The sequence below is a fragment of the endosymbiont of Acanthamoeba sp. UWC8 genome (assembly GCF_000730245.1).
Taxonomy (GTDB): Bacteria; Pseudomonadota; Alphaproteobacteria; order Rickettsiales; family Midichloriaceae; genus Jidaibacter.
On sequence record NZ_CP004403.1, the window covers coordinates 788,189 to 812,524 of the forward strand.

Below are 24,336 nucleotides of genomic sequence, written 5' to 3' on the forward strand. Positions count from 1 at the left end.
CAACTCTTCTTACAATGTAAATCTAAAGCCTTTTAGGTTATAATAAATTTATCATAATTTTTCAGGATAAGATTTCATTTTTATTAATTTTTATTATGGATACTAAAAATAACTTTCTAACGCTTTTTAGAATAAGTTAATCAAAAACCGTAATGTTTTATCCAACGGATATCACCTTCAAAGAAGGTTCTTAAATCAGGAATGTTGTATTTAAGCATAGCAAGCCTTTCCACTCCCGCTCCGAAAGCAAAGCCTTGATATTCATTAGGATCTAATCCGACATTTTCTAAAACTTTCGGGTTTACCATTCCGCAACCTAAAATTTCTAACCAATCATTACCCATACCAATTTTGATTTCCTGTTTGCTGCTTCTATCACATTTAACATCCACTTCGGCAGAAGGCTCGGTAAATGGAAAATGATTAGGTCTTAGCCTTACAGGAGCATTTTCGACTTCAAAAAAGAGTTTTAAAAACATTTCCAGATAGCTTTTTAAATGCACCATGGTTATATTTTTATCAATATATAATGCTTCAATTTGGTGAAACATAGGGGTGTGAGTTGCATCATAATCCGAGCGATAAACTTTGCCGATAGAAATAATTTTTATCGGAGGTTTATGGTTGGTCATGTGCCTGATTTGCACCGGCGAAGTATGTGTGCGAAGTAATAACTTATCTTCTTTTAAGTAGAATGTATCATGCATCTGCCTGGCAGGATGATGCTCAGGAATATTAAGAGCCGTGAAGTTATTCCAATCATTTTCTATATCAGGCCCTTCCGCATAGTCAAAACCCAGTTTGGAAAATATAGATCTCAGCTCGGTAATTACTTTAGTTATCGGGTGCTCTTTACCCACTGAATAATTTCTAGGAGGTAAAGTTATATCTATTTTTTCAGCAAGTAATTTTGCTTCCAGAAATTCTGCTTCAAGCTTAATTTTAATATGCTCAAGCTCTTCTATGATATAGTTTTTCAGAGTATTTATCCTCTCCCCGTAAGCTTTACGCTCTTCTGGGTTAACCTTGGAAATTAAGCTGAGAGCTTCAGTTACCTGCCCTTTTTTCCCTAAGAATTCTATTCTTATCTGCTCAAGTTGAGCAAGGTCATGAGCAGAAGCAACTTTATCAATAAAGTATTGCTTAATTTCCTCAGTACTTTTCATAGCTATGCAGCTTTTTTGATTGCTTCTAATGAAAGTGCAACTACTTTTTCAAATGCCGGCTGATCATGGATTGCAATCTCGGAAAGCATTTTTCTATTTAAATCAACTCCGCTAAGCTTTAAGCCCTTGATGAATTGAGAGTAAATCATACCATGCTCTCTAACCGCAGCATTAATCCTTTGAATCCAAAGTGCTCTAAAATCACGCTTTTTATTTCTACGGTCACGGTAAGCATATTGCAAACCCTTCTCAACTTTTTCAACTGCTACTCTAAAACAATTTTTTGAGCGTCCCTTATATCCTTTAGCAAGCTTTAATATTTTTTTATGTCTTGCTTTTGCGGTAACTCCGCGTTTAACTCTAGCCATTTTTATTTCTCCTGTTAACTAATTAATCACCATACGGCATATATGCAATTGCTCTTCTTGCTTCAACAGCATTAAGAATCGTAGTACCTCTTTGGTTACGCAATTGTCTTTTGCTTCGCTTACGCATGTTGTGTTGTTTATTAGCTTGGCTAGATTTTACTTTACCAGTGCCGGTGAGCTTGAATCTCTTCTTAGCACTGCTTTTAGTTTTCATCTTTGGCATTTTGTCTCCTTTATAAGTTTTTTAGTTTCGCTTATAGGCATGCCTTTAAGGCCTATATAACATAAACGGGCTCTGAGTCTATACTTAAAATATAAAATTGCAAGTTCTAATTCGCCTATTCGGCACCTATAAAGTAGGTCGCAATGTTATACTCCAACTGCTGCTCAGCATTATCAAGCAGCTCCTGCAGCATCTTGGTAATGATCAGATTTTTATCTTCCGAAGAAATAACCCCTTCTACATTCCTTGTGCTGAAAGCTTCGATCTCAATTTCCGAAACCTTATTGCGTGCAGCTTCATCCGAATATAATTTCATAGATATAAGATAGCGTGCATCATACTTATTATGCTCTCCTCTTCTTAAAGATTCTATAATTTGCCCGGTTTCATTTTTGAGTTTTTCTTCTTTAAAGCTTGCTTCCTTAATAACAACTTCAATCTTTCCTACGCTCCCTTTAGCTCTTAAGCGCTTTTCCGCCCAATTAATAATTGCCTGTTTAGGATTAATCGGAGGTTTGTAATTGCTTCCAATTGAATTTGTATTATCTGTTCTATCTATGATTACTATATCCTTAACATCTAAAACTATAAAACCCGGTTTATATGCCGTTTCCTGGTTGATTGCCGGAGTTTTAATATTATTCTCCTGAATTGTATTACAACCGGCAAGTAGTAATGCCATTGCCGGAAGGATCATTTTTTTAATCATCGTCTTCTTCATCATCTTTTTCCTCCGAATAATATATTTTTTTGTTAAACGTTCCTTCAGATTTATCAATAAGCACTGTAATTGTACAGTCCCCTGTTATATTAACCGTTGTTCTTAACATTTCAAGGAATCTATCAACTCCGAGAATAATTGACATCCCTTCAAGCGGTAACCCGACCGAAGTCAGCACCATACCCATCATTACCATCGCACCGCCCGGGAAACCAGCTGCACCTATAGAACCTAGCGTACAAGTTAAAATTATCATTAAGTATTGAGTCATACCCAATTCCATACCGACAACTTGCGCAAAAAATACGCTGCAAATTCCTAAATAAATAGCGGTGGCATCCATATTAATCGAAGCCCCGAGTGGTAGTAAAAATGAAGCTGACTGCTTGGAAACCCCGACTTTATTTTGCAATTCCTTAATTGCAGTTGCAAGCGTTGCCTTACTGCTTACGGTTGCAAAAGCAAGCATTTGAGTATTAATCATCTTTTTATAGAAAGGCAAGGGGTTTAACCCGGCGAATACAAAGAGCATAACTCCGAATAATATGTATTGTACGCTAAGCGCACCCATTACGACCAATACAAATTTTCCTAATGAAAACATAACATCTAAGCCATACACTCCCACCACCCAAGACATAATTGCAAAGACACCATACGGAGTAAGCTTTATAACAAGCTCAATCATTTTAAATACTAAGTGTGAAGCGGATACTACCAAGTTTTTCACTTCTCTCCCTTTATCCCCGATTAAGATAAGTGCAAACCCCGTAAAAAATGCGAATACCACTACCTGCATCGTGTTAGAGGCTGCCATTGCTTGAATTGGGTTAGTCGGAACTATATCCATCAAAATTTCTACCGCACTCTTTTGAACATGCGTAACGCTTTCAGTCCCAAGCTGAATATTTAAGCCCTCACCGGGTTTGAATATTATTGCAAAACCAAGCCCTATCATTACGGCAAATATAGTGGTGAAACAATATGCAAAAAATGCTTTTGAGCCTACCCTACCAAAGGTGCTCGCGTCATTCATATTAGTGACCCCGTTTAGTATTGAGAAAAAGATGAGCGGTATTACTACCATCTTAATCATATTAATAAATAAAGTACCTATCGGCTTTAAAATCAAAGCTTGTTCTTTAAGAATATACCCGGATATAATACCCAGCACCATTCCGGCCATCACTTTTTGCCACAGCTTTATTTTCATGTTCCCTCTTTAAAAAATCAGCTTTTAATTCATAAACATTTGCCAAAATGCAAATACAAATTCTATTAACTTTATATGCAAATGACAAGATTATTTTCATAATACAAAGTCTGGCTCCCTTTTATATCACAAAAACTAACGATCTTTTCTAAATAAAAAGCCCGCTATCAGCCCTGCCGACAAAGCAATTAAAATTGCATAAACAGCATATTTTAACGGCTCCCTTTTCGATATTTCGTCGATTGCCGCATATAATCCTTGCTTTCCAACCTCAAAGCTTAAATGGATATTGTTTACTTCTTTACCCTTTGTAAAAGCATAAATACTTACATCATATTTGCCGCTATAAGCATAATTCGGGATATAAAACTTTGCTCTGAAGATATTTTCCCCTATGCGCTCAATGCTCTCAACTTTAGTCGGATATAATTTCAAAGCTTGTCTATAAAGCTTAAATTCTTCTTTAAATCGGTCAAATTGCAGTTGAGGATATCTTTCCTGGACTTGATAATTTTCAAATTGGTAGTCCAGGGCAAGATCCCTTAATGTATCCAAGTCTGCAATACTATAGAGGTCTTTAGTTGAGGCCAGGAAGAAATACGAGTGCTCGGAAGGTATGGTAAAACTTTTAGCATTTATCCAGACCCCGTTTATTTTTTCTTTTTTCCAAACCCTATACGCCCTAACCGGTCCGTCTACGGAAATTATAATTTCTTCAACTCCGGTGCTTATCCCGGAAATAGTTATATACTGTCCTTTAAAATCATAATTTAAGATAATACTTTTTGTAGAAAGATCAGCGATAAGGTAGCCGGCATTAGCTTTAACACCTATGTTTAAGCTCAAAATAATTATAACTAAACTGAATAATAATCGTCTCATTTAATTAGATGCTCAACTGTATATAAGGACTGAGGAGTTACAACCAGCCCGCAAGCTACTTTTACACAAAGTATAAAGATAATTAAAGCAAATAGTAATCTATAATTATCAGGATTACATTTAGACCCCAACCTCGCTCCAATTTGTACTCCGAAAGCCGTACCGATAATCAGGATAGTTGAAAGAACAATATCTAAATTATGTGAAGTTACGGAATGCAGGATAGTCGCGAGTATAGTAGTAAATATAATTTGAAAATGGGTAGTACCGGCAGTAAAAGCCTCGGAAACTCTAAGCAGATAAATCATTGCAGGAAGCATAATTAAACTTCCTCCGATCCCCATAATTGCGACCAAAAATCCGCCTATAAGCCCGACCAATACAGGCGAAAATATACTCATTTCCTGCCTGGTACTGATAAAATTGATTTTTAGCGGTAAAGATAGATTTTTGAACAATTTTTTAGGTTGGTGTTTCGGTCTCTCTAATTTTTTAAATTTATAATATAGTAATGTAATAGCATCTTTTGAAGTTGTAAAACCTACTATACCGAGCAATACCAGAAAGCTTAAGGATATAAAAATATCAATCATTCCGAGCTCGGTTAGAATATCAAAAACTATAACTCCTAAAGTTGCTCCGGCTAAACCGCCGATAAGCATTAATACTCCTAACTTATAATCCACTCTTTTTCTGCGGGCATAAGCTAAAAACCCGGAGAAAGAGGCCGCTGTCATCTGATTAGTTGAAGTTGCGACCGCAACCTGTGAAGGAACCCCAATTGCAACCAAAATAGGCACTAAGATTAATCCGCCTCCTATACCAAAAATACCGGCAAGTATCCCCACACCTATACCTATTGAGATAATAAGGAAGATATTTAAGTTCACCTCAGCAATTGGAAGGTATATATTAATAATATCGTACAAAACTTATTCTCACTTTTTATTTAAGCCCTTTTTCTTGAAGCAAGTTTTGCAACTGACCGGAAAGGTACATCTCTCTTACAATATCACACCCGCCGATAAATTCCTGCTTAATATATAATTGAGGAATAGTCGGCCAGTTAGAGAACTCTTTAATACCCTGCCTTAACTCCTCACTTTCAAGAATGTTAATATCCTTAAAAGGTAATTCCAAGCGGTTAAGAATTTGAACTACTACCCCGGAAAAACCGCATTGCGGCATATTTGCAGTTCCTTTTAGAAACAAAACTATATCATTGTTTTCTATTTCATTCTTTATTTGAGAAAGTACATCATCCATATTCGTTTACTCCTTAGCCTTTGTTTTTAATGAAATCGCATGCAATTCTCCACTTTTTAAATGGGAATTTAAGGCATCGTATACCAGCCTGTGTTGAGCAATCATACCTATTCCTTTAAATTTAGAAGAAATAATTTTTGCTTCATAGTGATTGTTATCACCAACAGTATCTATTATTTCAACTTCTGCATCCGGGAATGCCTGTAAAATCATTTCTTTTAAAATATCGGGTTTTAATGGCATAATTTTAATCCTTAGCTCTTTCCAAGTATTCTATCTCAGCAGTCTTAATCACTATTTTTTCACCCATACTGATAAACGGAGGAACCATTACTCTAACTCCGTTTTCTAAAATTGCGGGTTTATATGATGAAGCTGCGGTCTGACCTTTAACCACCGGTTCACATTCTTTAACGGTTACTACTAAAGTCTCGGGAAGGGAAATCGTAAGCGGTTTATCTTCATAAAACTCAACATTTACTTCCATTCCGTCTTGTAAGAATACTACTTGCTCACCGACAATCTCTTTATCGATATAAATTTGCTCATAGCTTTCGTTATCCATTAAAGCCAGGTTATCCCCTTCCATATAAAGGAACTGAAATTTCTTTTGATCCAGGCGCACTTTTTCAATATTTTCGCTACTTCTAAATCTATGATTTAATTTGGTGCCGTTAATCATATCTTTCATTTCAACTTGCATATAAGCCCCACCTTTACCGGGCTGAGTATGCATAGTTTTTTGCACTACCCAAAGTTTGCCGTTATATTCAAGCACATCACCTACACGAATGCTGTTAGCATCAATCTTCATGATCTCAACTCATTGGAAATTTTATGGAGATAATCTAACATAAGCTGTTAGAAGATCATAGAAAAAGTTTTATATTACTTTCAACATTCTCTTCTTTTTACTTACTTTAACTTATTAACTTTATAAAATTACTGGCATGCTAAGCATTCATCATAATTAGTATTACTACCATCACCCGACACTGTACCGTCACCTTGAATACCTGCCGGTATCAATTTCATTTCAAGCTGTATAGGAGAATGCTCGGACTTAATTGATACTTTATCCGCCCTTTGGAGCGACTTGGAACGACAGTAATACATACTCTTCACCCCTCTCTTCCAAGCCGTAAAATGCAGCAAATGCAAATCACGTTTATGGATATCCGCCGGGATAAAGATGTTTAACGATTGAGCCTGGCAAATAAACGGAGTTCTATCAGCAGCTAAATCAATTACCCACCTTTGATCAATTTCAAATGCAGTTTTAAATACATCCTTTTCTTCTTGACTCAAAAAATCTAAATGTTGAACCGAGCCTTCGTGATTCATGATTGAAGACCAAACATCATCATTATCGTGTTCCTTTTCCTGCAATAGCTTCTTTAAATGCTTATTTCTAACATTAAATGAGCCGGTTAAAGTCTTTTGGGTATAAGTGTTTGCATTATAAGGCTCAATTCCAGGAGAAGAATTACCTGCAATAATAGAAATTGAAGCAGTAGGAGCTATTGAAGTTTTATGACTGAACCTTTCCATTAATCCTGCTTCCAAAGCATCAGGACATGCTCCCTTTTCTTCAGCCAGCATTTTTGAAGCTTTATCCACTTCTTGCTTGATATGCTTAAATATTTTCAAATTCCATGCTTTAGCCATAGCTGATTCCATAGGCAGCATCTTAGATTGCAGGAACGAATGCAATCCCATCACTCCTAAGCCTACACTTCTTTCTCGGTAAGCGGAATATTTTGCTTTACTCATGCTGGTCGGAGCTTTATCAATAAAATCTTCCAGCACATTATCTAAAAACCTCATAATATCAGGAATAAAATCTTCGTTGTTATTCCATTCTTCATAGGTTTCCAGGTTTAATGAAGAAAGGCAGCATACCGCCGTTCTTTCATTGCCCAGATGATCCTTACCGGTTGCAAGAGTAATCTCGCTGCATAAATTGGAAGTTTTTACTTCAAGACCTAGTTTTTCATATACTTCAGGTTTTGCATCATTCACATGATCGATAAACAGTAAATAAGGTTCTCCGGTTTCTACTCTGGCGGTTAGAATTCTAATCCATAAATCTCTGGCTTTTACGACTGCAATCGTCGACTTATCATATGGGCTTTTTAACTCCCAAGGATCATCCTTTTCAACCGCTTCCATGAAGTCATCGGTAATAACTATACCATGATGTAAGTTGAGCGCTTTACGGTTCGGGTCACCTCCGGTCGGTCTTCTAAGCTCTATGAACTCTTCAATCTCAGGATGCCATACAGGTAGATATACAGCTGAACTTCCTCTTCTTAAACTGCCTTGAGAAATTGCAAGAGTTAGCCTATCCTGAACTCCTATAAACGGAATAATTCCTGAAGTTTTACCGTTGCCTCTTACTTTTTCTCCGATAGAGCGTACCCCCCCCCAATAGGTGCCGATTCCCCCGCCTCTTGAAGCCAGCCACACATTCTCATTCCAAACATCAACAATTCCATCCAAGCTATCTCCGGTCTCATTTAAAAAACACGAGATCGGCAAACCTCTATCAGTTCCTCCGTTACTCAAAATCGGAGTAGCCGGCATAAACCACATTTTACTCATGTAATCATAAAGCCTGTTTGCATGCTCTTCGTCATCAGCATAATACTTAGCAACTCTTGCAAACAAATCTTGAAAAGTCTCCCCTTCTAATAGGTAACGATCTACCAATACTGCTTTTCCGAAGTCAGTTAAATTTTTATCTCGCTCAGAATTTAAAGTTATTTTAAACTCTTTTTTATTGATTAACTTTTGCGGCTCTACCTTGAACGCGGCAACTGAGCACATAATAATTCCCTCTTAAAAAACCTTTGATCCTATACTATATATAGTATTAGAATTTGCAATGACTTTTATTTTCAACTATATGTTGATTTTGTAAAAAACATGTTGACACCCCATTAATCCAGCCATTGGAGAAGAGAAAAAAGCAAGATGGTACGAAAAATGTTATTTACAACCCAAACTTGTTATTTGTTCATTAGCTCTCTTTTTAAGAAAAGTTGAAGCATTAGGAAATTCTTTTTTAAATTTGGCAAATGTAAAGCAAGCCTGCTTAACTTTATGCAATCTGCCGAGAGACTCACCCAACTTTACTAAACTATCCGGCGCTTTATCACCATTTGGGTTTTGCTGATAGCTTTTTAAATATCTTATTGCAGCTTGATTATATTTTTCAGCCTGGAAGTTAATTTCTCCGATCCAAAATTGAGCTTCGCTCACTCTTGTATGATTTGGGTTATTATCAATAAATTCCTGAAATGACTTAAGTGCTTTATCCGCATCTTTTTCTTTGATTGCAGCATAAGCTTTTTTGTAAAGGATTTCTCCTTGATCATCTTTAGTATTATTTTTAGTCTTATTTAAGCTTTGTTCTTGCTTAGCTTTTTTTTCCAAAGCTTTCTGATCGCTTCCTTTGAATACATTTTGTTCAGTTAATTGCTCATCAATGGAATCAAGTTTTTTATCAGCTTCACCGGCATTAATTTTAGCTTGATCCTTACGTTGATTAAGTTCATTAAATCTATATTCAATATCGGAGGAAAATTTTATAAATTTATCATTAAGCTGTGAATATTCAAATTGGAGTTGCTCTATATCACCCCTAATCGTTTTTAACAATTGATAAAGCTCATCGAACTGCGCAGAAACCGCTGCACTATTTGAACCGCCTGAAGTTTTCGGCTCGGAATAAATCTGCTTCTGTAAAGCTACCATGTTTTGCTCGATACCTTCTACTCTTGCAAATAAATCAGTCTCGGAAAGCTTTGGCTTCCTTAGCGCACTTGACTCATCTGATAGTTGGGCAACCGCATTAGCATTTAAACTTAAACTTAAACAACAGGCGAACAGAAATAATATTTTTTTCATATATTTATAAAATTATATTAATTATTTTATTAGGCACATGGATCACTTTCTTAATTTCTGACTTCTCTAAAACCGAACCGATATTACCCAGAAGTTTAGCCTGCGCTAGCGTTTCTTCTTTAGTTGCATTTAACTTTATTTCCATAACGCCCCTCATTTTACCATTTAACTGTACAGCAATAGTGACATTATCATCAACTAAAAATTTCGGATTAGCTTCAGGCCAAGCTATATTTATTAATACATTTTCATTTCCTAGCATATGCCATAATTCTTCCGTAATGTGAGGCGCAATCGGGTTTAATAACCTTATCGCCATTTCCATCCCCAGCTTATAAGTTGCTTCCGATAAAGAGTTACTACTCAAATAGTTAGTAAGTTCTCTAATTTTAGCTATCGCCTTATTAAAATGGAAGTGCTCCAAGAAATCCGTCACATCTCTGATAGTTTTATGAATTACTTTTAAAGCCTTTTCATCGTGAGTCGGATTCGAAGATAAAGCAGGATTAATTTCATGCACCATTTTATATAACTTGGAAAGGTATTTATACGAGCCTTCAATCCCGGTATCAGTCCATTCCAAGTCGCGATCAGGTGGAGAATCCGATAGTAAGAAGAAGCGTGCGGTATCGGCTCCGTACTTCTCTACAATAGAATCCGGATCCACAACGTTCTTCTTAGATTTACTCATTTTTTCCGAACGGCCGAGAACCACCTCTTCTTTGGTCGAAGAATGATAAACCTTATTACCTTCTTTTTTAACTTCTTCGGGATATAACCAGCTGCCTGTTCCGTCCTTATAAGTTTCATGGCAGATCATTCCTTGGGTAAGCAACCTGTCAAACGGCTCGGAAAGGTTTAAATAACCGCATTGCTTAAGCGCTTTAGTGAAAAAACGCGAATATAAAAGATGCATGACCGCATGCTCAATGCCTCCGATATATTGATCAACGGGCAACCAATAATCTACTTGTTTTCTGTCGAAAGCTTCTTCGCTTTGCGGGGAGCAAAACCTTGCAAAATACCAGGAAGATTCAAAGAAAGTATCAAAAGTATCGGTTTCGCGGGTAGCTCCTTTGCCGCATTTCGGGCAATCAACATGTTTCCAGGTCGGATGATTGGAAAGAGGGTTCCCTTTACCGGTAAAACTCACATCTTCAGGCAGCTTAACAGGGAGCTGTTCTTTAGGCACCGGAACTACTCCGCAATCATCGCAGTATATCATCGGAATTGGGCAACCCCAATAACGTTGACGGGAAACACCCCAATCCCTAAGCCTATACTGAACTTTTCCTTCACCTTGCTTTAAGCGCTCTAATTCTTCTACCACCCTTCTCTTAGCGCCATTACTATCCATCCCGTCTAAAAATGCGGAGTTAAACATTACTCCGTCTTCTTCTATATATGGCTCCTTATTATAATCTATTTCCTGATCGGACACAGGCTTTATCACCGGAATGATAGGTAAATTATATTTTAAAGCAAATTCATGATCTCTCAGGTCATGGGCAGGGCAGGCAAAAATTGCCCCCGCGCCGTAATCCATAAGAACAAAATTTGCGATATAAACCGGAAGCTTAATTGAATCATCAAGAGGGTGCAAAACATAAAGCCCGGTAAATACCCCCTTCTTCTCGACAGTTTCTAAAACTTGTTCGCTTACGGCATTATGGGCACACTCTGCGATGAAAGCCTTAACTTCTTCGTTTTCTACCTGAGCTAGAATCGGGTGATCATAAGCAACTCCTATATAAGAAGCGCCGAATAAAGTATCTGGGCGAGTAGTATAAATATCTATATATTGCTCACTATTCTCTACCTTAAACTTAACTATGGCACCTTCAGATTTACCAATCCAATTTTTCTGCATGGTCAGCACTTTTTCAGGCCAGTTTTTAAGCTTATTTAAGTCATCTAATAATTCATCGGCATACTCGGTAATTTTTAAAAACCATTGCTTTAATTTCTTACGCTCTACAAGTGCGCCCGAACGCCATCCTCTACCGTTTTCAACCTGTTCATTCGCAAGCACGGTTTGATCGACCGGATCCCAATTAACTATCGATTCTTTTTGGTAAGCCAGGCCTGCGGTATAAAAATCTATGAACATTGCCTGCTCATGTTTGTAGTAATCGGCATCACAAGTTGCAAGCTCTCTTCCCCAATCATATGAAAAGCCGATCGGGAGAAGTTGTTTTTTCATCGCTTCTATATTCGAGTATGTCCATTCCGCTGGCTGCCGGTTATTTTGAATTGCAGCGTTCTCAGCCGGCAAACCGAACGCATCCCAACCCATCGGATGCAATACGTTAAACCCGGCGGATTTCTTAAATCTTGCGACCACATCACCTATAGTATAATTCCTTAAATGCCCCATATGCACTCTCCCGGAAGGATAAGGGAACATCTCAAGCACAAAATACTTAGGTTTTGAAAAATCCTCGGATACTTTAAATGAATTGTTTTGATTCCAATATTCCTGCCATTTTTTCTCTATAACTTTCGGATTATAATCACTCATATTTTTTTGCCGTTTAGTAATTTGGAGTTCAATATATAGCACCCGAAATAAAAGTGCAAAAATAAAGTACAAAAATGGTTATAAAATTATGAGTATTAAATAACCGGTTATACTAGTCATTAGTTTACGGTTAATATATATTAAATGCCCATCAAAATGCTTTTTAATTTCTAATTAAGTTATCTTTATATTTTATTTTAGAAAAGATTTTTATATACTTCGGTAAAATATAGAAAGATTTTACATAAATATATGATAGCTTCCTCTACCCCGCAATCGGATTTACTATCAGATTCAATAAAAACCGCAATAACTCCGATGATGCAACAGTATCTTAATGTGAAAGCAATGCATGAGGAGTACTTGTTGTTTTACAGAATGGGTGATTTTTATGAACTCTTTTTTAATGATGCAGTGGTTGCGGCAGATATTCTAAATATCACACTTACTAAGCGCGGTAGGCATAAGGGTGAAGATATTCCTATGTGCGGAGTTCCTTCCCATGCTTATGACTACTATCTTGAAAAGCTAATTAAGGCCGGTTTCAAGGTTGCTATCTGTGAACAACTGGAGACTCCGGAAGAGGCAAAAAAGCGGGGATATAAAGAAGTAGTAAAAAGGGAAGTGGTAAGGATAATTACTCCGGGAACTATAATAGAGGAATCTTTACTTGAATCCAAACAAACTAATTACCTTTGCTCGATTGCTGTAATTGATAAAATTATTGCCCTTGCTTGGATTGATATAACTACCGGGGAATTCTATATATCTACTACTAGCGGCTTTTCTCTTGCAAGTGACCTCGCCAGGCTTTCGCCAAGTGAGATAATATTACCTGAAAAGCTGTTTCAAGGCGAAAGGATGAAACATGTATTACAGGAATATAACAAAAATATCTCAGTACGAGCTAATAACATATTTGATTATACCAGAAGTGAGAATCGCCTAAAACAATTTTTTAACCTCACCTCATTAGAAGGCTTAGATAATTATAATAAAGCTGAAATAACAAGTGCAGGAGCATTAATTGAATATATAGAACATACGCAAAAAAGCGCTCTTCCTAAAATTAACCGCCCGAAGAAAATTGACTCCAAACATTTTATGCTGATTGACCCTGCTACCAGAAGAAATTTGGAAATTGAGAAGGATATTAAAGGTCAAAAGAAAAACTCCTTACTTAGCGTGGTTGATAAAACATTAACTTCTTTAGGGGGAAGGTTACTCAGCACTCAACTCTCTGCACCCATGTGTGATCAAAGCTCGATTAACCGAAGGCTTGATAATGTTGAATGTTTTATAAAGCAAAGCAGCTTAAGAACTAAAGTAAGAGAGCTTCTAAAAGCATTTCCGGATATTGAACGCGCTCTATCAAGGATATTTGCGAAACGCACAAGCCCGCGCGATTTAGGGATAATTCGTGATGGACTGGATATTGCCTTGCTTATAGCTGAAACTTTAACCTTTTCATCTGAATATTTATCTGAAGAAATAAAGCAAAACTTAAACTATACGGGTAATTTCGGCAACCTTTTAGAAAAGCTTAAAAGCGCGCTGAAAATTGAATTACCCCTTAATATTAAAGAAGGAAATTTTATTAGACAAGGCTATCATTCAAAACTGGATGAGTTAAGGGATATCAAAACCAACGCTAATTCAAATTTAATTAAACTTAAGGAGAAATACCAATTATTGAGCGGTATACCAACACTGAAAATATCACATAACAATATTTTGGGCTATTTTGTAGAAATAACTCCTTCCAACCTCAAAAAAATGCCTGAAGATTTATTTATTCATCGGCAAACTCTGGGTAATTCAATCAGGTATACCACTGAGGAATTAAAGCAACTTGAAAGCGATATCAAGCTTTGTGAAGAACGGTTTTACGGCTTAGAGCAGGAAATATTTGCCGAACTTATTAATGAGATTACTTCTTATTCGGATAATATAGCTCTTCTTTCCCAGGCAATTTCCATAATTGATGTTTCTTCCTCGCTTGCAACTCTTGCAGTTGAGATGGAATATGTGCGCCCCTTAGTTGATAGCTCAAAAAACTTTGAAATCATAGAAGGTAGACACCCTGTTGTTGAAAAATATTTAAAATCTAAATTTATTCCTAATGACTGCATTCAAAATGAAGAGCAAAATTTATGGTTGATTACCGGACCTAACATGGCAGGGAAGAGTACATTTTTAAGACAAAATGCATTGATATGCATACTCGCTCAGATCGGTAGTTTCGTGCCTGCTAAAAGCGCCCATATCGGAATTGTTGATAAGCTGTTCAGCAGGATAGGCTCAGGTGATGATATTTCGAGAGGACAATCCACATTCTTGGTTGAAATGGTGGAAACCGCTTCTATTTTAAACAATGCTACCGCCAACTCGTTTGTTATCTTGGATGAACTCGGCAGAGGTACTTCTACTTACGACGGCTTATCGATCGCCTGGTCGGTGATTGAAAACATCCATAATGAAATTAAATGCCGAACATTGTTTGCTACCCATTATCATGAACTCACCGAACTTGAACAGCATTTAAAGTACCTAAGGTGCTATACGATGAAGGTTACCGAGTGGGAAGAAAAAATAATATTCATGCATGAAGTTATAAAAGGGAAAGCTGATAGATCATATGGCATTCATGTGGCTGAAATTGCAGGCGTACCTTTATCGGTTATTGAAAGAGCAAACTTAATTTTATCTCAACTGGAGCTTAAAAATTCCGGTTCCTCGGCACCTCCTCCTATACCTATTGCTTCTCCCTCTCTGAAGCCTAAAGCTGATAAACTTGAACTGAAGCTAAAAGCAATTGATATAGATGCGCTTACTCCCAGAGAAGCACTTGATATTTTATATGAACTTAAAAACATGGTTAAATAATATGAAAGCATTTCCTTATACCAGGCTTAGAAGAAACCGCAAAGAACAATGGTCGAGAGATATGGTTGCCGAGAATCATCTTAGGCCTTCTGACTTAATACTCCCCATATTTGTTAAAGAAGGTAAGGAAGAGCTGGAGCCGATTACCTCTATGCCGGGTGTAAATAGGCTTTCAATCGATAATTTGGTTAAAACGGCTAAGGATGCAAAGGCGCTAGGGATTCCGGCGATTGCTCTTTTTCCTTATATAGATCCGACGTTAAAAGATGATAAAGGTAGCGAAGCATTAAATAAGGAGAATTTAGTATGTAGAGCCATTAAGGAACTGAAGAATAAAGTTCCCGAGCTTGGCGTAATTACCGATGTTGCACTTGACCCTTATACTATTCACGGCCATGATGGCCTTATCACTGAAAGAGGGGATGTACTTAATGACGAAAGCGTGGATGCTTTATGTGAACAAGCGCTACTCCTTGCTCAAAGCGGTTGTGATATTGTTGCCCCCTCCGATATGATGGACGGCAGAATCGGTGCTATCAGAGAAACTTTAGAGGAAGAAGGCTTAACCGATACTCAAATTCTTGCTTATGCTGCAAAATATGCTTCTTGCTTCTACGGCCCCTTTAGAGGCGCTGTCGGCTCGCAATCTTTGCTGGGCGGCAAGGATAAAAAAACTTATCAAATGGATTTTGCTAATTCCGATGAAGCTTTACGAGAAGTGGAGCTGGATATTTCAGAAGGAGCGGACATGGTGATGATAAAACCGGGACTACCTTATTTGGATGTCATCAGGAGAGTTAAGGATAATTATAACATCCCGATTTTTGCTTATCAGGTAAGCGGAGAATATTCAATGATTAAAGCAGCAAGTGCCGCCGGGTTTATTGATGAACAAAAAGCATTTTTAGAAACCATGCTTTGTTTCAAGCGTGCGGGTGCAAACGGAATATTTACTTATGCGGCAATCGAAATCGCAAGGTGGCTGTGATGAGGAATTATACATACAGAAAACATAAAAACGATGCCCATCCTTTTGCAATAGTTTGCATGCAGACTATAAAGTACTTCCCGGTATTACTTCCGGCTATGGCTTATTTATATGATTATATTTATTTTATTCAGTTAGGTATTCAAGTTGATCAGATTCCAAGCACATTTTTTGATCATCTTAGGTCTGCTTTAAATTGGTTACCCGAAATAAGCTTGTACTCTTTATTTAATTTTGCTTTAATTCTATGCTTTATTCGTAACAATAAAGAGGAAGAGCCAAATAATAAAACAAGAGTTATTAGTTTTATTATTTTACTTCCAGCTATCATTTCTTTTTTAGCAGCAATATTATTTGAACTCTCTTACCCTTACGTTATACTATATATGACTATTATTATTTCCCTACTCACCTCTTTTATATATTTTATAGAAAATTCGAAAACATATAGAGAAGCACTTTCTAACCAAATAAGAACAGGGATTAGAAGCTTTTTAGCTTTATTAACAATCACTTTGTCTCTTAGCTTATACCAAGGCAAATATGATTATTATCAACTAAAAACGGGAACAGAAAAATTTAAAACTAAGATAATTATAAAAGATTATAAAAATATTAATCCTAAAGAACAAAGCTATAAAGAGGAAGTTTTAGTTAGGCCGCTTGAAGCAGGCGTAATATGGTATAATAGGTCCAATAATTCATTTAATTTTTCTAAATGGGATTATATTGAGGAAATAAATTTTCCAAATAAACGGCCTTTATCAAGTAATATTAAAAACCCGCCTAATAATACTAATACAACACAAATAAAATAAGCTATATAAAATACTTAAAGTCTTAAGCAAAAAAAATGTGCAATGTATTAAACTTAATTTGAAATACATTGCAATCAATCTAACTTATTTTAGGGTATCTTTGGGCAGCTAACCTCAAAATTCTTATCGCTCTTTCAGGCTGAAGGGCATAAACTCTTCTCACCACTTCTTCTAATGGCGGCTTTCTTCTTAGTTCATTTTCGGTTTGCATTAACACAAATCTAAAATCGATTAAGGCTGCTCTTTTTTCTTCTTCACTAAAGTAGATCGGCTTTAAATCATGCTCAACCACAAAATTTGTCATTTTAACCATAAGAGAATTGAACTTTTCCTTAGCAACCAGTTTCTCCTCATTTGTAGCAGATTTAGAATTTTTAATCAGGGAATATGACATAACAGCTTTATGAAGTATAATAAGCTCTTCATCAGGAAGACTCTTTAAAATCTCATTATCTAAGTTAAAATGTTCTTCATCCTTCAAATCTTTATTACTCGCTTTACCGCCTGAGCAACCTACCAGTGAAAATGTCAGTATAAATAAAACTACATATCGCATTAAAAACATAATCTAATAACCACGCAATTATTTAATAATTCGCTGAATTATAACATTATAAATTCAAATTCGCTAAATAAAAATAGATTTATATAGAAAATTTAATATTATTTTAAAATATTTTATAGTGTTTTTCATATTAGAAAACTTGACTACCAAACAAGCGGAAGCTTTATTAGTAATATATTTTAAATAATTTTTATGATCATAAGATGAGTAAAACCTCAATACTACCCAAATTAAAAAATGATTTAAGTTCCTATTTTGAAATTCTTACAAAAGTTGCTATAGCTGCTTTAGTAACCTCAGGATTAATAATTAATTATATATATGTATCCTTTCTCGGATTTAACCCGTATTTAATACCGTTTACTTTATCGGATCACATTAATACTTCATTAAGTGTAGTATTTGAGCTTTTGATAGTTTATTTCTGTTTATTTATTCAACCCTTTTTTCTTTACAAGGAAACGGTAACCAGCGCCTTTCCTCATGTTAATAGTAGAAAAATCAAATTCGCTAAATATGTCTCTTTATTTTCTAAATTATTGCTTATTATATTAGCTGCATATTTTAGTTATAAAATATATACGCTTAATAAAAATTTTAATTTTAGCACCTATATATTTTATCCGATAATAATTGCTTTTGCCTCTTATTTGGTAATAGCTTACGCTTTAACTTTTATTACTGCTTTTAATCCGAAAATTAGATTAGGCCTAAGTTCCTCCTTTGCTTTTTTAGTCTTTGCTGTTTCCAAAGCTTTATGTATTTTTAATATGGATTCAGTAAATTTCGACCGTGAACTTTATTTAACAACAGTAGAAAACTCTGACGGTAAAGAATATACTCTTTTAAAATCTTTTGAAAAAGGTGAAGTTATCTATGAAACTGATAAGAAAAGAGTTGTTTTCTTAAAAGCAGATAAAACAGGAGTAATAATTCCTATGATAAAAGTTGAAGCTGATAATAATAAAATTTAAATATACTTCACTAAACCCTAAACTTAAGTGCTTCTTCCAGGTATTTTATTTCATCCTTCAACTCATCTTTCACAATTTCGGAGGATTCTTTTTCCATTTCCCGGATGGTTTCGGCAAGCCTGCTTTCAAACTGCTCAAAATTAATTTTATCTGCGCTTACAGCTTCATCAATTATAACCGTACAAAGTTCCGAGGTTACCTTAACCGTACCTGCCGAAACAATATATTTTTCGGTTATTGCCTCATCTTGATAAACATTAATTACTCCGGGAGTAATAGTAGTAATATAGTTCTCATGACCGAATAATACACCGAACTCTCCGCCTTCACCCGGAAGCACTGCCATAGTAACTTCCAAGTTAGCTAAGGTCTTTTCAGGAGAAATAATTTCAAGTCTAATTTTAGTCATCTACTATGCAGCCTCTAAAGCAAGTTTTTTAGCCTTCTCAATTGCCTCATCGATATTCCCTACCATATAAAAAGCAGCTTCCGGAAGATCGTCATACTCCCCTTCCACCAAACCTTTAAACCCTTGAATGGTATCTTTAAGCGCAACAAATTTTCCTGAAATACCGGTAAATACTTCCGCTACATGGAACGGTTGTGATAAAAATCTCTGAATTTTCCTAGCTCGAGCTACAATAAGTTTATCTTCTTCACTAAGCTCATCCATACCTAAAATCGCAATAATATCCTGTAACGACTTATAAGTCTGAAGAATTCTTTGTACTTCCCTCGCAATCTTGTAATGCTCTTCACCGATAATATCAGGGCTTAGCATTTGTGAGGTACTATCTAACGGGTCTACCGCCGGATAAATCCCTAGCTCGGCAATTTGTCTACTGAGTACAGTAGTCGCATCAAGGTGGGCGAATGAGGTAGCAGGCGCCGGATCAGTTAAGTCATCCGCCGGAACGTATACCGCCTGAACGGAAGTAATCGAACCTTTCTTGGTAGAGGTAATCCTTTCCTGCAATGTACCCATTTCGGTCGCAAGAGTCGGCTGATAACCTACAGCAGAAGGAATCCTCCCGAGGAGTGCAGAAACTTCGGAACCAGCTTGAGTAAATCGGAAAATATTATCAATAAAGAATAATACGTCCTGCCCTTCCTGGTCTCTAAAATATTCAGCTTGAGTAAGGCCGGTTAATGCTACTCTTGCCCTGGCTCCCGGCGGCTCGTTCATTTGGCCGTATACAAGTGCGACTTTAGAATTTTGCGGAGTTTCCAGATCAATAACTTTTGAGTCAATCATCTCATGGTAGAGGTCATTACCTTCTCTTGATCTTTCCCCCACCCCGGCAAACACTGAAAATCCGCCATGTGCTTTAGCAATATTATTAATCAGTTCCATGATAATTACGGTTTTACCGACCCCTGCTCCGCCGAATAAGCCGATTTTACCCCCCTTGGCATAAGGCGCTAAAAGATCAATAACTTTAATGCCGGTAGTTAGAATTTCATTTGCGGTAGATTGCTCGATTAATTCGGGAGCCGGTGCGTAAATGGAAGCTGATTGAGTTGATTTTATTTCACCTCGGTTATCGATTGGCTCACCGATAACATTCATAATACGACCTAAAACTTCTCTTCCAACCGGAATGGTGATGGGGCTTTCGGTATCAATAACTTCCTGTCCTCTGCTTAAACCGTCGGTGGAGTCCATAGCAATCGTCCGCACGGTATTTTCACCGATATGCTGAGCTACTTCCAGTATAAGCTCTTTGCCTTGGTTTTCACATTTCAGTGCATTTAAAATTCTAGGCAACCCTCGCTCGAATTTAACATCTACTACCGCACCGATTACTTGTTTTACAATTCCTTTATTTGCCATAACTCACATCATTTTTAAAGTTTTAGTATTTTTATTTATATAATTAAACCTGCTTCTTTTCCTCTGCTTTCTGACAGCCTATCTACAGCACTTTTTTCCTTATTAGCACCATAGTTTTTTGTAACTTTATCCAATCCTATAATATTATCTTTTCCTCCGCAGATTTCTAAAGCTCGATCTATAACCTCTTTACCTCTGTCATTTAACAGCTCTATAGCTTCAGAGATTATTTCTTCAGCCACACTTTCCTTTTTATTGGCAGCACGGCTTTCAATAGTTTCACTTACCCCTTTAACGTTAGCTTTTACTCCGCAGATTTCTAAAGCCTTACCTATCTCTTTCTCAACTTTATTTTCTAATAGGTCTCTTATCTTTATAATGGCTTGTATAGCATCCACCTTTCTAACTGAAGAAGGTTCATTAATAGAAGAGGGCACAGGCCCATAATTTAGAAACTCAAAATATTCGCGCGCTTCAATAATAAAACCACTTATTTTTGCAATCTCGGATGATTCCCTTCCTTTGTAAAAATAGGTTTCTATTTTTTTTAGTGCATCTGCAAGCTCTTCAAGTTCACCTATTGTTAAATGCTCCTTGCTTGTGCCGAGTTGTAAAAAATTTAAAACTTCTGAAGTTGCCATATAACCGCTCATAGAAGTATGGCTCGTAAGTGATTGGGCGCTTGTACTCAAAACTGTTGTAGGGGCATTTATAGATAATGTACGTAATGCTGCTCTTCTCATAATCTTCTCCTTTAAATTGCTTCCGCGCCTGATATGATTTCAATTAATTCTTTAGTAATATATGCTTGCCTTGTTCTATTATAAACAAGCTGTAATTTCTTAATCATCTCGCCCGAGTTTCTTGTGGCATTATCCATTGCAGTCATACGCGAAGCATGTTCACCGGCAAAACTCTCAAGCAATGCCTTATAAATTTGCACCTTCAAATTTTTCGGCAGTAAATCCAACAATATTTTTTCTTTATCCGGTTCGAATTCAAATTCATTAACAATCTTTTCTTCCTCTTCCTTCAGCTCTTCCTTTAAGAGCGGGATTAATTGCTGCTGAGTCGGAACTTGAGCTATTACCGATTTAAATTTATTATAATAAATATGACAAGAATCAACCTGATTATCATGAATTAAAGATAACGCTCTTTCAGCTATATCACAGGCTTCGGAGTATTTCACTCCCTTGCTTCCGATTCCGTCTTTATGAGCAATAATATATTTACCGTAATTTTTCTTTAAAAGTTCATATCCTTTTTTACCAATACAAATAATTTTGATGTCCTTACCTTGGGCAACGAGGTCATCTATAGCCTTTCTAACCGTCTTAATTATCGAAATATTGAAAGCTCCGCAAAGCCCTCTATCAGCTGTCACTACGATCATTAACTGCACTTTTTCTTCACTATTATTTTTAAGTAAAGATGTTTCTTCAAATTCTTCACATATTAACGAAGAAGCAGCAATTAATATGTTTTGCATTTTGTCTGCATAATGGACTGCGGCTTCAGATTTTTCTCTAGCTTTTTTAAGCTTAGAAGTAGATACCACTTTCATCGCCTTAGTAATCTTTTGCGTAGACTTAATGCTTTTTATTCTATTTTTTAGTGACTGTAATGACGGCATCTGTTTTCAACCCTTTTATGCAAACATTTTAGCACTTTGCTCAAGAAAAGCTCTAAGCTCGGCTTCCGTCTCTTCGCTAATCTTCTGTTCTTTTTTAATTTTATTTAAGATTTTCGGATTATTATTAAGCCCTCGGACTAATTCTTCCTCAAATCTTTTTACATCTTTTACTGGAATAGTATCAAAATACCCTTTAACGCCGGCAAAGATTATTGCGACTTGAGTTTCCACAGAATACGGCTTAAACTGAGCTTGTTTTAATAATTCCGTTAGCCTTGAACCACGCGCCAATAACTTTTGGGTTGAAGCATCGAGATCCGAACCGAATTGAGCAAAAGCTTCCATTTCACGATATTGAGCAAGCTCAAGTTTAACGCTTCCCGCAACTTGTTTCATCGCCTTAATTTGCGCGGCAGAACCTACTCTACTTACTGAAAGCCCTACATTTACCGCAGGCCTAACCCCTTTATAAAACAATTCTGTTTCAAGGAAAATCTGGCCGTCGGTAATAGAAATTACGTTAGTCGGTATATATGCCGAAACATCCCCGGCTTGTGTTTCAATAACCGGAAGCGCAGTCAAAGAACCTGCACCTTTCTCATCAGACATCTTAGCAGCACGCTCAAGTAAGCGCGAATGTAAGTAGAATACATCTCCGGGATAAGCTTCACGCCCCGGCGGACGCCTTAAAAGTAACGACATCTGACGATATGCAACAGCATGCTTAGATAAATCATCATATGCAATTAACGCATGCATAGCGTTATCTCTGAAATATTCACCCATTGCGCAGCCTGTATAGGGAGCTAAAAATGCCATCGGGGCAGCTTCCGACGCACTTGCTACAACTATAATTGAATAATCTAACGCACCTTCTTCTTCTAACTTTTTCACTATTTTAGCAACCGAAGAACGCTTTTGCCCAATTGCAACATATATACAGTAAATTTGCTTTGCCGTATCTTTTTCAATGTGAGCGGTCTTTTGATTTAAAATTGTATCCAAAACGAGAGCAGTTTTACCTGTCTGCCTATCACCGATAATTAATTCACGCTGCCCTCTTCCAATCGGAATTAAACTATCAATCGCTTTGATACCTGTTTGCACCGGCTCACTTACCGATTGCCTATCAATAATACCCGGTGCTTTAACTTCAACTCTTTTATATTCCACATCAGTAAGGGCACCTTTACCGTCCAGGGGATTTCCTAAGGCATCAACAACCCTACCGAGCAATCCTTTGCCGACCGGCACTTCAACAATTTTGCCGGTTCTTTTTACAATATCACCTTCATTAACTTGTCTATCTTCCCCGAAGATTACTATTCCGACACCGTCTTCACCCAAATTCAGCACCATCCCTTTAACACCGCTGCTAAACTCTACCATCTCAGAGGCTTGCACATTATCCAGGCCATAGGCAATCGCTACCCCGTCAGAAACCTTAACAACCTGCCCTACTTCACTTAGCTCAGCATCACTTTCAAAATTCGCAATTTGTTTTTTTAATACTTCTGATATTTCTGATGCGTTCATCAGTATCTCCTAATTTATTTTAATTTTGTAAAGCTAATTTTCTAATCCTTTGCAGCTTGTTTTTTAACGTTGCATCCAGCAATTGCGATCCAACTCTAACTAAAAGACCACCCAAAACATTCTTATCCACAACTACATTTAGAATTATTTTTTTATTAAATATCGCCCCAAGCTCATCGGAAAGTTTTTTACTCTCAGCTTCAGGCAAAGCAACTGCACTGGTAACAAAAACCCTAAGCTCATTATTATGAACTTCAAGACTTTCAAAAAAAGCTTTTCGGATATCATCGATCGCATAAACTTTATTTTGCCTGACAAGCACTCTTAAAAAGTTATGTGTAATCTCATTCAGCTCAAGCTTTGAAATTGCCGTATTTAAAAATATATTTTTAATTTTAGAAGGAACTACCTTGGGCAGTATGAATTTCAAATACCGCTGATTCTCCTTAAAGACTACTTTTAACTTATCTAAATCCGCAGCCACCTCTTTTAAAGCATGCACACCTTGGGCGGCACTAAAAAGTGCTTCTGAGTAACGCTTAGCGGTAACATTTCTTGCTGCTTCCATAATATACTTAAATATTAACACTGGGTAGGATTATCATACATTTATTCTACTTACAAGCATAACTGTAAAATAATTTTCATATAAAAAAGACTTGCAAAAAGTAAGTAAGGTAATATATTAGTTTCTGTTTTTAAGTCTTTGGGATGTCGCCAAGTGGTAAGGCAGCGGTTTTTGATACCGCCATTCGTAGGTTCGAATCCTGCCATCCCAGCCATTTAAAATTTATTCATATATCTGCTAAAATATTCTATAATTTTTT

General features: G+C 36.6%; 24 protein-coding genes and 1 tRNA gene. 5 read left to right on the top strand and 20 right to left on the bottom strand.

Going from position 1 to position 24,336, the window contains the following annotated elements; genetic code table 11:
- Nucleotides 1-140 precede the first annotated feature (140 nt).
- The 13 genes from pheS to leuS form a co-directional block, all read right to left on the bottom strand.
- Nucleotides 141-1,166, bottom strand: a complete 1,026-nt coding sequence (gene pheS / locus I862_RS03855; RefSeq protein ID WP_038539112.1) for a phenylalanine--tRNA ligase subunit alpha — start codon at nt 1,164-1,166, stop codon at nt 141-143.
- 2 nt (nt 1,167-1,168) lie between these two features.
- Nucleotides 1,169-1,534, bottom strand: coding sequence for a 50S ribosomal protein L20 (rplT, locus tag I862_RS03860; protein ID WP_038539115.1), 366 nt, complete (start codon nt 1,532-1,534; stop codon nt 1,169-1,171).
- A 22-nt stretch (nt 1,535-1,556) separates the two neighbouring features.
- Nucleotides 1,557-1,757, bottom strand: coding sequence for a 50S ribosomal protein L35 (gene rpmI / locus I862_RS03865; RefSeq protein ID WP_038539118.1), 201 nt, complete (start codon nt 1,755-1,757; stop codon nt 1,557-1,559).
- Nucleotides 1,758-1,872: 115 nt separating this feature from the next.
- On the bottom strand, nt 1,873-2,481 hold the full coding sequence (locus I862_RS03870) for a hypothetical protein (RefSeq protein ID WP_148299480.1): 609 nt from the start codon (nt 2,479-2,481) through the stop codon (nt 1,873-1,875).
- The gene (locus I862_RS03875) at nt 2,459-3,691 is read right to left on the bottom strand and encodes a dicarboxylate/amino acid:cation symporter (RefSeq protein ID WP_052646387.1); all 1,233 of its coding nucleotides are present in this window, start codon (nt 3,689-3,691) and stop codon (nt 2,459-2,461) included. Before I862_RS03875 ends, I862_RS03870 begins: the two co-directional genes overlap by 23 nt.
- Before the next feature lie 135 nt (nt 3,692-3,826).
- Nucleotides 3,827-4,573, bottom strand: a complete 747-nt coding sequence (locus I862_RS03880; protein WP_038539124.1) for a TIGR02186 family protein — start codon at nt 4,571-4,573, stop codon at nt 3,827-3,829.
- Complete coding sequence (locus tag I862_RS03885; protein WP_052646390.1) at nt 4,570-5,502, bottom strand: sulfite exporter TauE/SafE family protein; 933 nt, start codon at nt 5,500-5,502, stop codon at nt 4,570-4,572. The genes I862_RS03880 and I862_RS03885 overlap by 4 nt, the downstream gene beginning before the upstream one ends.
- A 16-nt stretch (nt 5,503-5,518) precedes the next feature.
- Complete coding sequence (grxD, locus tag I862_RS03890) at nt 5,519-5,839, bottom strand: Grx4 family monothiol glutaredoxin (RefSeq protein WP_038539129.1); 321 nt, start codon at nt 5,837-5,839, stop codon at nt 5,519-5,521.
- 6 nt (nt 5,840-5,845) lie between these two features.
- The gene (locus I862_RS03895; RefSeq protein ID WP_038539131.1) at nt 5,846-6,082 is read right to left on the bottom strand and encodes a BolA/IbaG family iron-sulfur metabolism protein; all 237 of its coding nucleotides are present in this window, start codon (nt 6,080-6,082) and stop codon (nt 5,846-5,848) included.
- A gap of 4 nt (nt 6,083-6,086) precedes the next feature.
- Nucleotides 6,087-6,653, bottom strand: a complete 567-nt coding sequence (gene efp, locus I862_RS03900; protein ID WP_038539133.1) for an elongation factor P — start codon at nt 6,651-6,653, stop codon at nt 6,087-6,089.
- A 128-nt stretch (nt 6,654-6,781) separates the two neighbouring features.
- Nucleotides 6,782-8,668, bottom strand: coding sequence for a ribonucleoside-diphosphate reductase subunit alpha (locus I862_RS03905; RefSeq protein ID WP_084173783.1), 1,887 nt, complete (start codon nt 8,666-8,668; stop codon nt 6,782-6,784).
- Between the two features lie 162 nt (nt 8,669-8,830).
- The gene (ybgF, locus tag I862_RS03910) at nt 8,831-9,751 is read right to left on the bottom strand and encodes a tol-pal system protein YbgF (RefSeq protein ID WP_038539135.1); all 921 of its coding nucleotides are present in this window, start codon (nt 9,749-9,751) and stop codon (nt 8,831-8,833) included.
- Nucleotides 9,752-9,755: 4 nt separating this feature from the next.
- Nucleotides 9,756-12,272, bottom strand: coding sequence for a leucine--tRNA ligase (leuS, locus tag I862_RS03915; RefSeq protein WP_038539138.1), 2,517 nt, complete (start codon nt 12,270-12,272; stop codon nt 9,756-9,758).
- 252 nt (nt 12,273-12,524) lie between these two features.
- Between leuS and mutS the strand changes: the two genes are divergently transcribed.
- The 3 genes from mutS to I862_RS03930 are packed head-to-tail and all read left to right on the top strand — an operon-like array spanning nt 12,525 to nt 16,964.
- Complete coding sequence (mutS, locus tag I862_RS03920) at nt 12,525-15,158, top strand: DNA mismatch repair protein MutS (protein ID WP_038539141.1); 2,634 nt, start codon at nt 12,525-12,527, stop codon at nt 15,156-15,158.
- A 1-nt stretch (nt 15,159) separates the two neighbouring features.
- Nucleotides 15,160-16,146 carry a porphobilinogen synthase gene (gene hemB / locus I862_RS03925; RefSeq protein ID WP_038541287.1) on the top strand — a complete coding sequence of 329 codons (987 nt, stop codon included), beginning with the start codon at nt 15,160-15,162 and terminating at the stop codon, nt 16,144-16,146.
- Nucleotides 16,146-16,964, top strand: a complete 819-nt coding sequence (locus I862_RS03930) for a hypothetical protein (RefSeq protein WP_038539144.1) — start codon at nt 16,146-16,148, stop codon at nt 16,962-16,964. The genes hemB and I862_RS03930 overlap by 1 nt, the downstream gene beginning before the upstream one ends.
- Nucleotides 16,965-17,043: 79 nt before the next feature.
- On the opposite strand, the gene I862_RS03935 is transcribed toward I862_RS03930, so the two are convergent.
- The gene (locus I862_RS03935) at nt 17,044-17,529 is read right to left on the bottom strand and encodes a hypothetical protein (RefSeq protein WP_038539148.1); all 486 of its coding nucleotides are present in this window, start codon (nt 17,527-17,529) and stop codon (nt 17,044-17,046) included.
- A gap of 203 nt (nt 17,530-17,732) precedes the next feature.
- On the opposite strand from I862_RS03935, the gene I862_RS03940 reads away from it, so the two are divergent.
- The gene (locus tag I862_RS03940; RefSeq protein ID WP_038539151.1) at nt 17,733-18,503 is read left to right on the top strand and encodes a hypothetical protein; all 771 of its coding nucleotides are present in this window, start codon (nt 17,733-17,735) and stop codon (nt 18,501-18,503) included.
- 10 nt (nt 18,504-18,513) lie between these two features.
- Here the strand turns inward: I862_RS03940 and atpC are convergent, their stop codons facing one another.
- The 6 genes from atpC to atpH are packed head-to-tail and all read right to left on the bottom strand — an operon-like array spanning nt 18,514 to nt 24,077.
- On the bottom strand, nt 18,514-18,912 hold the full coding sequence (atpC, locus tag I862_RS03945; RefSeq protein WP_038539153.1) for an ATP synthase F1 subunit epsilon: 399 nt from the start codon (nt 18,910-18,912) through the stop codon (nt 18,514-18,516).
- A 3-nt stretch (nt 18,913-18,915) separates the two neighbouring features.
- Nucleotides 18,916-20,337 (bottom strand): F0F1 ATP synthase subunit beta, encoded by a 1,422-nt coding sequence (gene atpD / locus I862_RS03950; RefSeq protein WP_038539156.1) that lies wholly within the window; start codon nt 20,335-20,337, stop codon nt 18,916-18,918.
- A 35-nt stretch (nt 20,338-20,372) separates the two neighbouring features.
- Nucleotides 20,373-21,080: a hypothetical protein gene (locus tag I862_RS03955; RefSeq protein ID WP_038539159.1), complete on the bottom strand. Its 708-nt coding sequence runs from the start codon at nt 21,078-21,080 to the stop codon at nt 20,373-20,375.
- An 11-nt stretch (nt 21,081-21,091) separates the two neighbouring features.
- On the bottom strand, nt 21,092-21,973 hold the full coding sequence (locus tag I862_RS03960) for a F0F1 ATP synthase subunit gamma (RefSeq protein WP_038539163.1): 882 nt from the start codon (nt 21,971-21,973) through the stop codon (nt 21,092-21,094).
- A 15-nt stretch (nt 21,974-21,988) separates the two neighbouring features.
- Nucleotides 21,989-23,509: a F0F1 ATP synthase subunit alpha gene (gene atpA / locus I862_RS03965; RefSeq protein ID WP_267880528.1), complete on the bottom strand. Its 1,521-nt coding sequence runs from the start codon at nt 23,507-23,509 to the stop codon at nt 21,989-21,991.
- A gap of 19 nt (nt 23,510-23,528) precedes the next feature.
- The gene (atpH, locus tag I862_RS03970; RefSeq protein ID WP_038539167.1) at nt 23,529-24,077 is read right to left on the bottom strand and encodes an ATP synthase F1 subunit delta; all 549 of its coding nucleotides are present in this window, start codon (nt 24,075-24,077) and stop codon (nt 23,529-23,531) included.
- A gap of 139 nt (nt 24,078-24,216) precedes the next feature.
- Between atpH and I862_RS03975 the strand changes: the two genes are divergently transcribed.
- Nucleotides 24,217-24,291: transfer RNA gene (locus I862_RS03975), tRNA-Gln, on the top strand.
- The last annotated feature ends 45 nt before the right edge of the window (nt 24,292-24,336 follow it).

Excerpts from the sequence above, each read along its gene's own strand:
- I862_RS03955 (WP_038539159.1), bottom strand. The coding sequence starts at position 21,080 with ATGAGAAGAGCAGCATTACGTACATTATCTATAAATGCCCCTACAACA.
- I862_RS03870 (WP_148299480.1), bottom strand. The coding sequence starts at position 2,481 with ATGATGAAGAAGACGATGATTAAAAAAATGATCCTTCCGGCAATGGCA.
- atpA (WP_267880528.1), bottom strand. The coding sequence starts at position 23,509 with ATGAACGCATCAGAAATATCAGAAGTATTAAAAAAACAAATTGCGAAT.
- ybgF (WP_038539135.1), bottom strand. The coding sequence starts at position 9,751 with ATGAAAAAAATATTATTTCTGTTCGCCTGTTGTTTAAGTTTAAGTTTA.
- I862_RS03940 (WP_038539151.1), top strand. The coding sequence starts at position 17,733 with ATGAGTAAAACCTCAATACTACCCAAATTAAAAAATGATTTAAGTTCC.
- atpC (WP_038539153.1), bottom strand. The coding sequence starts at position 18,912 with ATGACTAAAATTAGACTTGAAATTATTTCTCCTGAAAAGACCTTAGCT.
- I862_RS03875 (WP_052646387.1), bottom strand. The coding sequence starts at position 3,691 with ATGAAAATAAAGCTGTGGCAAAAAGTGATGGCCGGAATGGTGCTGGGT.
- grxD (WP_038539129.1), bottom strand. The coding sequence starts at position 5,839 with ATGGATGATGTACTTTCTCAAATAAAGAATGAAATAGAAAACAATGAT.
- I862_RS03895 (WP_038539131.1), bottom strand. The coding sequence starts at position 6,082 with ATGCCATTAAAACCCGATATTTTAAAAGAAATGATTTTACAGGCATTC.
- I862_RS03960 (WP_038539163.1), bottom strand. The coding sequence starts at position 21,973 with ATGCCGTCATTACAGTCACTAAAAAATAGAATAAAAAGCATTAAGTCT.
- rplT (WP_038539115.1), bottom strand. The coding sequence starts at position 1,534 with ATGGCTAGAGTTAAACGCGGAGTTACCGCAAAAGCAAGACATAAAAAA.
- rpmI (WP_038539118.1), bottom strand. The coding sequence starts at position 1,757 with ATGCCAAAGATGAAAACTAAAAGCAGTGCTAAGAAGAGATTCAAGCTC.
- I862_RS03930 (WP_038539144.1), top strand. The coding sequence starts at position 16,146 with ATGAGGAATTATACATACAGAAAACATAAAAACGATGCCCATCCTTTT.
- pheS (WP_038539112.1), bottom strand. The coding sequence starts at position 1,166 with ATGAAAAGTACTGAGGAAATTAAGCAATACTTTATTGATAAAGTTGCT.
- atpD (WP_038539156.1), bottom strand. The coding sequence starts at position 20,337 with ATGGCAAATAAAGGAATTGTAAAACAAGTAATCGGTGCGGTAGTAGAT.
- atpH (WP_038539167.1), bottom strand. The coding sequence starts at position 24,077 with ATGGAAGCAGCAAGAAATGTTACCGCTAAGCGTTACTCAGAAGCACTT.
- efp (WP_038539133.1), bottom strand. The coding sequence starts at position 6,653 with ATGAAGATTGATGCTAACAGCATTCGTGTAGGTGATGTGCTTGAATAT.
- mutS (WP_038539141.1), top strand. The coding sequence starts at position 12,525 with ATGATAGCTTCCTCTACCCCGCAATCGGATTTACTATCAGATTCAATA.
- I862_RS03935 (WP_038539148.1), bottom strand. The coding sequence starts at position 17,529 with ATGTTTTTAATGCGATATGTAGTTTTATTTATACTGACATTTTCACTG.
- leuS (WP_038539138.1), bottom strand. The coding sequence starts at position 12,272 with ATGAGTGATTATAATCCGAAAGTTATAGAGAAAAAATGGCAGGAATAT.
- I862_RS03905 (WP_084173783.1), bottom strand. The coding sequence starts at position 8,668 with ATGTGCTCAGTTGCCGCGTTCAAGGTAGAGCCGCAAAAGTTAATCAAT.
- hemB (WP_038541287.1), top strand. The coding sequence starts at position 15,160 with ATGAAAGCATTTCCTTATACCAGGCTTAGAAGAAACCGCAAAGAACAA.
- I862_RS03880 (WP_038539124.1), bottom strand. The coding sequence starts at position 4,573 with ATGAGACGATTATTATTCAGTTTAGTTATAATTATTTTGAGCTTAAAC.